We start from the raw sequence: 1,643 nt of genomic DNA, 5'->3' as shown, positions 1-1,643 counted from the left end.
GTTGCCCGTTTTGACCGCGTCCAGCCCTTTGATGCGACTGTGGTCTGCGGGGGTGACACCAAAGGTGGCGCGGGCAATTTCAGCAGTGAGGATGGAGTATTCCTTGCCTTCCTGCACACCGCGCTCCTTCCATTCTTCGGTGAGTTCGCCGCGTACGGCGATGGAGCGCAAGCGTTTTTCGATCCAAGCGGGCGGATAGCCTTTGGCCTCGTACAGCGCGCGGGCGCGGGCGCTGGCGAGTTCGGGGTTGTCGATCTCTTGCACCCGCTCGTAGCCCACCTGCGCCAGCCAGCGCTTGAACGGCTCGGCTTTGGGGGAGGGGATGGACTGGATGATGCGGAACAGGCCTTCGGTGTTGGCGCAGTTCACCCTTTGCGCGCCACCCGCTGTTTCAACCCGAAGGGGGGTGGCAATTTGCCCCCACCCTTTGGCCAGCTCTGGGTCGCGGCGGCGCAAGTCTTTCACGTAGCCTTCTGGCTGCACGGAGTCCGTGAGTACCGCCACCACATCGACGATGGCAAACCACCACGCCCCGTCGTGCCAGACCCGGCGGATGCTGGTTTCCTGAAAAACGGCGATGTGGTTTGGTGGATCGGCGGGGCTTGCTTTCTTTGCCATGGCGACTTTCTGACGATTCACTGCAAAAATAAGAGCTGGTTGCACTTATGGAATAAGCGCTGGGGGCCTAAAAGATGCTGAAAACTGCGCTTCACAACATCCAGTCTTCCATTGTCAACCCCGGAACCCGCTCAAAGTGCCGGGTGTTGTGGGTGACCAGCACCAGGTTTTCGGCCAGCGCGTGGGCGGCGATCTGGGTGTCCAGTTCGCCGATGGGCGTGCCTCGTTTTCTGAATTGCGACTGGATGTCGCCATACCGGTCGGCAGCCGCAGCCGTCCAGGCCAGGGTGGGAAGCTGGCCCAGTAGCAGATCGATCCCCCGGCGGCGTTTGTCGTCAGTGGCCATCAGCGCCTGGCCGTAGCGCATTTCAGCCCGGGTGATGGCGGAGATGGCGCCATCTTGCGTCTGCAGTGTCTGCGCCACGCGCTGCGTCAGCCGGGGTTGGATGCCTTTGAGGAAGTAGCTGAGGATGTTGGTGTCCAGCAGGTACAGGATCACTGCGCACCCCCTTCGTCCGGTGGTTCGGCCCAGTCTTCAAACGGGTCAGGGCGCACGGCGGCGGAGCGCTCGGGAATGAAGTCCTCAGTGAACGGGTTGTCGTGAATCATCTGAAGCAATTCGGCCAGTTCGCGTTGGCGCTGGTCGTCGTTCTTGGGTTTGAGCGTGATCTCTCCCGTCACCTCGTTCTTGGCGATCCACATTTCCGCCACATCGACGCGGAAGGCCTTGGGCAGGCGGATGGCCTGGCTGTTGCCGGTAGAAAACACTTTGGCGGTGGCTTGCATGGCGGCCTCCTGTGCAAAAAATATATACGAAAGTGTATCTATTCTTGAGGCCAATGTCCCTTACAGCCGGAAAAACCAGCGCACCGAGTGGAAGAAGATCGGCGCGGCGAAACACAGCGCGTCTACCCGGTCGAGCAGGCCGCTGGCGCCGGTGATGGAGACGGTGGCCTTCGCCATGGCGGCGCCCGTGGCGGCAGTGCCGGAGAAGGTGGTCATGGTGGTCGTGGCGACCGGCGAGG

3 protein-coding genes and 1 pseudogene are annotated in these 1,643 nt (G+C 61.7%); all 4 read right to left on the bottom strand.

Features of this window, described 5'->3' with window-relative positions; all coding sequences use genetic code 11:
* A partial coding sequence (locus AC097L_RS23795; RefSeq protein WP_479589206.1) for a BRO-N domain-containing protein occupies positions 1-618 on the bottom strand: 618 nt, incomplete at its 3' end.
* Positions 619-709: 91 nt separating this feature from the next.
* A complete protein-coding gene (locus tag AC097L_RS23790; protein ID WP_479589205.1) occupies positions 710-1,117 on the bottom strand; it encodes a type II toxin-antitoxin system VapC family toxin in 408 nt (135 codons plus the stop codon).
* Positions 1,114-1,404, bottom strand: a complete 291-nt coding sequence (locus AC097L_RS23785) for an antitoxin (protein WP_479589204.1) — start codon at positions 1,402-1,404, stop codon at positions 1,114-1,116. Before AC097L_RS23785 ends, AC097L_RS23790 begins: the two co-directional genes overlap by 4 nt.
* A 60-nt stretch (positions 1,405-1,464) precedes the next feature.
* Positions 1,465-1,566 (bottom strand): annotated as a pseudogene (locus tag AC097L_RS23780) (phosphatidate cytidylyltransferase); the annotation flags it as partial.
* Positions 1,567-1,643: the final 77 nt, after the last annotated feature.

Source organism: Rhodoferax sp. RT5P35 (assembly GCF_056521385.1).
This window is presented reverse-complemented; position numbering and strand designations above follow the sequence as displayed.

Excerpts from the sequence above, each read along its gene's own strand:
- AC097L_RS23785 (WP_479589204.1), bottom strand. The coding sequence starts at position 1,404 with ATGCAAGCCACCGCCAAAGTGTTTTCTACCGGCAACAGCCAGGCCATC.